Here is a 6,316-nt window from a genome sequence, read left to right as displayed (position 1 = left end):
CCGCCGTCATGGTGCCGCCAGTGGCCGCCGTCGGCCACCGCGCCGGCCGTCACCGCGTGCGCCGTCTGCGGAGCCGCGAACGCGCTCGCCGGCACAAGCGCACCACCCGCAGCCAGAACAGTCGAAGCGGTCAGCATCACAAAACGCCGGGGGTTGGAAATGCGAGCCATGAGAATTCTCCTTAAGCAGAAGCGAGGGGAAGGAATGCCCGAACCGATACGGGTGAATCACCCGGCCCGCTCGAACCCATGACTCAATTAAGCCCGGAATAAACAAGCCCGTCATGCCCCCAGAACTCGGGGCTTGACAAACCAGCGACCGTCGGGTTGAAAGCTGCCCTTGCCCTTGCCCTTGCCCTTGCCCTTGCCCTTGCACCGGCACTCCGGCCGGTGTGCGTCGCGACGGTGGGAATCCCGCCGCCCTTCCTAGCGGCTTCCGGCGAGCCGGGAACCCGCCGCGGTGCGGCGGTAGAGCACCGTGCGTCCGGAGCGGGCGCGGGTGACAAGGCCGGCCTGGTGCAGTACGCCCAGGTGGTAGGAGACCGTGGCCGGGCTGAGGAAGTGGCGTTCGGCGAGTTGGGCGGTGGAGGCCGGGCGCGCCAGTGCCGTGAGCAGTCCGGCGCGGGTGGCGCCGAGCAGCCTGGCCAACTCGGCCGACGGTGGAGCCGGAGCGATGGCCCGCTCGCTCACCGGATAGGCCACCATGGGCGGCCTCCGCCCGCCGCGCACCGGGTCCACGGCCACGCCGGGCCACGCCGCCACGAGGGACGGCACCACGATCACCAGCGGCGCGGCCAGCTCCACGGTGAACCGGCTCTCGACGCGCAGCGTGCCACCCGACCACGCGATGCCGGAATGCAGCGAGTTGAAGAGGCCGGCCGCACCGCGCCGGGCCAGTACACCGGCACATCGGTCGACCTCCGCTTCGAGGGCGGCCCTGGCGGCCTCCCAGCGCGGGGCGAACGCCAGGTCCCAGTAGCGGCGCAGTTCGTCCGCGGCCTGCCCGGCGACGTAGGCACCGCCGCGGGACATGGCCCGCCGCACCCGCGGCGGCAGCTCCGAGCCGGCCAGGCCGCTGCGCGGGTGGCCGTCCCGCAAGACCTCCAGCTCGCCCAGGACACGATCGGGCGGGGTGGTGCGGACGCGCTCCAGTTCCTCATCGACCGTGGGCGAGGGACCTGACGGATGGGGACTGAGGAAGTCGGGCACGTAGCCGCCGCCCTGCAGGGCCAGCTCCGACAGCAACGGCAGGCCCGCCCTGCGGAGCACACGTCGCGCGTGCGCGGCCCATGGATCGGCGTCGGGGGCCGGGCGTACGCCCCAGGGAAGCAGCGTCGCCGCGACCTCGTGCAGCGGCGAGACCGCGAAGCGGGAACGGGCCAACCCGGTGGCGTCCACGGTGAGTTCGATCACGACCCTCCCTGCCTGCCACTGCCCCGTGTCCCTTCGAACGTGCTCGAATCGTCGCACGGAAGCTCGCCTCGGCGGGCCTGCTCGGCGCAGCCTGGTGCGGACGCGGGTGCACCGGAAACCGGATGGGGAGGACACGGGATGCCGGAATCACCGGGAACGGCTCGGATGCCGAAGTCACGGGGGGTGCGGGTGATGCGGGACGCGCGGACACCGCGGGGCTTTCGGGGAATGCGGGGTTTTCGGGGAATGCAGGGAATGCGGGGCGTCCGGGAGATGTGGGGGATGCGGAAGGACCGGACGGCGCGGGGGAGGCGCAGAGGCGCGGCGCCGGGGGCGGTCGCCCTGGCCGCCGTCGGCGTGCTGATGGTGTCGGGGACGTGCACGTCCGCGGCGCAGGACCGGGCAGCCGCGGCGCCGGCCGGGGAGGGCGGGGGACTCTCCGGCGCCGCGGCCTGTCCCGGCGTGGAGGGTTTCACCTGTGCCACGCTGACCGTCCCGCTCGACCACGGCGGCGGCGTGCCGGGCCGGCTGGGCCTGAAGGTGGCGCTGGCGGACAACGCCAAGGCCCCGAAGGGCGTGCTGCTGTTCCTCACGGGCGGCCCGGGGCAGCCGGGTGTTCCGTTCGTGGCACGGCTGAGCCAGAAGCTGGCGCCCGTGCTGAAGGACTACCGGCTCGTCATGATCGACCAACGGGGCACCGGCGCCGACGCGCTGCAATGTCCTCAACTGCAAAAGGAGATGGGGTCGTCCGACCTCACGCCGCCCACCGCCCGCGCGGTGACGGACTGTGCCGCGGCGATCGGCGACGACCGCCGCTTCTACGGCACGAGTGACACGGTCGCCGACCTCGAGTTGCTGCGCCGGGCGCTGGGTGAGCGGCGGATGACGCTCGACGGTGTCTCGTACGGCACGTACACCGCCGAACGGTACGCCCTGGCGCACCCGCAACATGTGGCGCGGCTCGTCCTGGACTCGGTGGTGCCGCAGACCGGCTACGACCCGATGGACCGCGCCGCCCTGCGGGCGGCGCCGCGCGTGCTGACGGCGGCCTGCAGGGCGACCGGCTGCACCACGGACCCGGCGGCGGATCTGGCCACGGTGGTCGACAGGTACGACAACGGCGTCGACGTGCTGGACGCGCTGACCGCCTGGGAGTTCGTGGACCCGGACTACGCGGCCGTGATCGATGCACTGCACCGGGCGGCGGGCGGCGACCCCGGTCCGCTGCGCGGCCTGATCGCGGGCGTGCGGCAGGGCAGCGCGGCGACCGCGGAAGAGCTCAGCCAAGGCCTGCACGCCTCCACACTGTGCCTGGACGGGCGTTATCCCTGGGGCAGTTCGGACACGCCGGTGGCCGGCCGCCGGGCGGCGCTGGAGAAGGCGGGCGCGGAGCTGACCCCGGCCGACTACGGCCCCTTCGACGCCGCCACCGCGACCGGTCTCGGCTCGATGCTCAGCTGTCTGCACTGGCCGCGCACGCCCGTTCCGCCGCTGCCGCCGGAGCACCGCAGGCTTCCGGGCGTACCGGTCCTGCTTCTCGGCGGGGGCCGGGACCTGTCGACGCCGCTGGAATGGCTGTACGACCAGAAGAGGCTCACGCCACGGGCCCGGGTCGTCGTGGTGCCGGGCGCCGCGCACTCGGTGCAGAACCGGGCGGCCGACGACGCGGGCCGCCGGGCGGTGTTCGACTTCCTGCTGGGGCGGCGCTGACCACTCCGTTGCCGGCGTCCGTGGCGGCTTCCGGCGTGTGATTCAGCCGCGCAGCGCCTCGAATGCGTCGCGGGCGCCGGCCCCGATGGCGAGATCGATGTCCGACGCCCGGCCGGCGCGGCGGTCGCAGCGGGTGAGGGCCGCCATCGCGATCCTGTCGCCGGATTCCGCCTCCACCACTCCTATCTCGTGCCGCAGGTGGAGGAAGGTTCCGGTCTTGCCGCTGACCCGGAGGGTGTCCGCCCGCAGTTCGCTCGACAGCCGCTGGGTGAAGACCTGCAGCCCCATCAGCCGGCGCAGTTCGGCGGTCGCGCCGCGATGGGCGATCTCGTCCCGCCACACACGCTGCAGCAGGTCGACCAGCGCGGTGGCGGTGCCGAGGTTGGCGTGTGCCGGATCCAGCGTCTCGATGGTGTGCCGCCCCGAGCGGTCGTCGCGGATGGCCAGCTCCAGGGCGAGTGAGAAGTCGTTGCCGGCCGCTCCGGCGGCGCATTCGTACATGCGGTTGAGCCGGTGGCGCACCCGGATGCCCGAACACCCCCACGTGCGCAGGCGGGCGTGGACTTCCTCCGGCGGAACCACGTCGAACAACGCGTCGCCCGCGGCGTTGTCGCTCACCGAGAGCATCGACAGGACGAGGTCGCCGAGGGCCACGGTGGCCGGGTGCCGGAACGCGGCCAGTCCGGTGGATCCGACACTGCTCGTGGCCGGATCCACCGTCACGGGCCGTGCGGCGTCCAGTCGACCGGTCGCGATGCGGTCCAGTACGACCAGGGCGAGGGGGACCTTCACCACCGAGGCGAGGGGCACCGGTGCATCGGCGTCGAAGCCGAGTTGCTCGCCGGTGCCGAGGTGGCGGGCGAGGAAGGAGCCGCGGACACCGAGGGCCGCCCAGTCGGCGGCGATCGCCTCGGCCACGTCCAGGAGAGCGCCGTCGGTGGCTGTGCGGGCCGGACGGTGCTCCGGGCGGCCGCTCATCCGCGGGCCGCCAGCCGGGACCCGGCGTCCTTGTCCGGGGCCCCGGACGACGACGTGGCCTTCGCGGTCCTCCCGGCACCGACCGCGGTCGCCAGCAGCGCGGCCATCCAGTCGGGCACGTTCGGCGCGCTCCGGTGGCGCCGGGACGCGCATGGGTCGTACCCCCGGTGCAGCGACGCGTCGGCCAGCGGCGCCCAGTTCGCCCCGTGCCGCCGTGCGAACGGCTCGGAGCACAGCAGCATCACCTGCCCGGCGAGGGTCTCGGCGAGCGCGCCGGCCATCGCTCCGGCCGGACGGATCTGGCCCTCCGGCAGCCCGGCGCGTGCGGCCGCGCGCCCCAGACGGTCCTGCGCGTCCGGGGTGCGCTCCTCGGCCATGGTGAGGATGGGTGGCACGCTCTGCCGCCCGCGCGCCCGGCCCCGGGCGCGTCGTGGCCGCAGGTCCTCCAGGTGGACGGTCCGCGGACGGCGCCCGTGCCGGGCCTCGGAGGGGCCGGAGTCCGGCGCGTCCGGCGCGTCGAGCGCGTCCGGCCCGTGCAGCGTGTCCGGCACGTCCGGCACCTCCGGCGGGGGCGCGGACGCCAGGCCGAGCGGCACTCGGAGCGCGGCGTTCTCCGGGGGGACACGGACCAGCGCGAACGCCAGCGTTCCGTCCACCAGGCCCGTCGCCCGTTCGTCCGGCGGCAGTTCCCGCACGCCGAAGGTGGTGCCGCGCTCGGAACCGGCGCGGATGAGCCGGGCCAGCGCCGCCGGGGCGCAGTCCGCGGGCACGCCGACCGCATGTACCGCCGACTGCCGGGCCGACCGGGCGACGTGCCGCAGCCGCTGGGTCCGCTCCAGCACCTCCTGGGCGTACGGCAGGAGGAGGACGCCCAGCTCGGTGGTCACGACCTGACGCCGGGAGCGGTCGAACAGCAGGCCGCCGAAGTGCTCTTCGAGCGTCTTGATCCGTCGGCTCAGTAGTGGCTGGGCGATACCGAGCCGTTCGGCCGCACGCGAGAAACTCGCCTCGTAGACTGCCGTGACATAGGCCTCGAGGTGCGCGATCAGGTCCACCCTGCAGTCATATCAATTAGGTATGGGACCTTCAAACTTCACTCTTGGACATGGGTGGGTCCGCGCTGCTTCGCTGTCCCGCGTCCAAGACCGAAACACCGAGACACCGAAACACCGGAGCAACGGAGCACCGGATCACCGGTGCGCCGCCTCGCGGTTGCAGCGGGCTCGCCGGTGCACTGACGACCCACACGGGAGACTTGCACATGACCAGTGCCACCCCCCTGCCGCGCCGCGGCCTGCTCAAGGCCGGCCTTGCCGTTTCCGGCGCCGTACTCGCCTCCGCCGTGCCCGCGTCCGCGGCACCGGCGGCCAAAGGCTCCGGATCGCCCGATGCCGAATTCGAGTTGGGCGCTCTCGAACAGCGGTACGCCGCCCGCCTCGGTGTGTACGCCCGCAACGTCCGCACCGGGCAGGTCGTGTCCTACCGGGCGCGGGAGCCTTTCGCGATGTGCTCGACGTTCAAGGCGTTCGCCGCCGCGGCGGTCCTGCGTGATCACGGCGGCTGCGCGCCGCTGGACAAGGTGATCCACTACCCGCCGGCGGACATCCTGCCGAACTCTCCGAGGACCCGGGAGCACGTCGACACCGGGATGACCGTGGGCGACCTGTGCGCCGCGGCCATCCAGTACAGCGACAACGTGGCAGGCAACCTCCTGCTGCGCCAGATCGGCGGGCCGGGCGGCCTCACCCGGTTCCTCCGGTCGATCGGCGACCCGGTGAGCCGGCTCGACCGCTGGGAGCCCGACCTGAACACCGCCGCCCCCGGCGACCTGCGCGACACGACCACGCCCGCGGCGATCGCCGGGAGCCTGGAGCGGCTGACGCTGGACCGGGCACTGTCCGGTGCCGACCGGGAGCAACTCCTCAGCTGGCTGATGGGCAACACCACCAGTGGGGAACGCTTCCGTGCCGGACTGCCGAACGGCTGGATCGTGGGCGACAAGACGGGCACCGGTGACTACGCGTCCGCCAATGACATCGGCGTCGCCTGGACGACCAGGAGGACACCGATCGTGCTCGCGGTGCTGTCCTCGAAGGCCGCCAAGGACGCAGCGGTGGACAACGCCCTGATCGCCGACGCGTCACGGGTGGTGGCGCGCGCACTCGCCCCGGGCGAGTGAAGCCCCGCGCGTGGCCGGGGCCATGAGCCGGCCACGG

General features: G+C 73.4%; 5 protein-coding genes. 2 read left to right on the top strand and 3 right to left on the bottom strand.

From position 1 onward, the window contains the following. Positions 1–425: 425 nt before the first annotated feature. Positions 426–1,412, bottom strand: coding sequence for an ArsR/SmtB family transcription factor (locus ACH4UM_RS36245; protein WP_398189110.1), 987 nt, complete (start codon positions 1,410–1,412; stop codon positions 426–428). Between the two features lie 282 nt (positions 1,413–1,694). On the opposite strand from ACH4UM_RS36245, the gene ACH4UM_RS36240 reads away from it, so the two are divergent. Further along, the gene (locus ACH4UM_RS36240; RefSeq protein ID WP_398189108.1) at positions 1,695–3,122 is read left to right on the top strand and encodes an alpha/beta fold hydrolase; all 1,428 of its coding nucleotides are present in this window, start codon (positions 1,695–1,697) and stop codon (positions 3,120–3,122) included. Positions 3,123–3,164: 42 nt separating this feature from the next. Here the strand turns inward: ACH4UM_RS36240 and ACH4UM_RS36235 are convergent, their stop codons facing one another. After that, positions 3,165–4,100, bottom strand: a complete 936-nt coding sequence (locus tag ACH4UM_RS36235; RefSeq protein WP_398189106.1) for a serine hydrolase — start codon at positions 4,098–4,100, stop codon at positions 3,165–3,167. Continuing rightward, positions 4,097–5,155 (bottom strand): LysR family transcriptional regulator, encoded by a 1,059-nt coding sequence (locus ACH4UM_RS36230; protein WP_398189104.1) that lies wholly within the window; start codon positions 5,153–5,155, stop codon positions 4,097–4,099. The genes ACH4UM_RS36235 and ACH4UM_RS36230 overlap by 4 nt, the downstream gene beginning before the upstream one ends. Before the next feature lie 206 nt (positions 5,156–5,361). On the opposite strand from ACH4UM_RS36230, the gene bla reads away from it, so the two are divergent. Beyond that, positions 5,362–6,279, top strand: coding sequence for a class A beta-lactamase (bla, locus tag ACH4UM_RS36225; protein ID WP_398189101.1), 918 nt, complete (start codon positions 5,362–5,364; stop codon positions 6,277–6,279). Positions 6,280–6,316 lie beyond the last annotated feature (37 nt).

It is taken from the genome of Streptomyces sp. NPDC020801 (assembly GCF_044334385.1).
Classification (GTDB): domain Bacteria; phylum Actinomycetota; class Actinomycetes; order Streptomycetales; family Streptomycetaceae; genus Streptomyces.
This window is presented reverse-complemented; position numbering and strand designations above follow the sequence as displayed.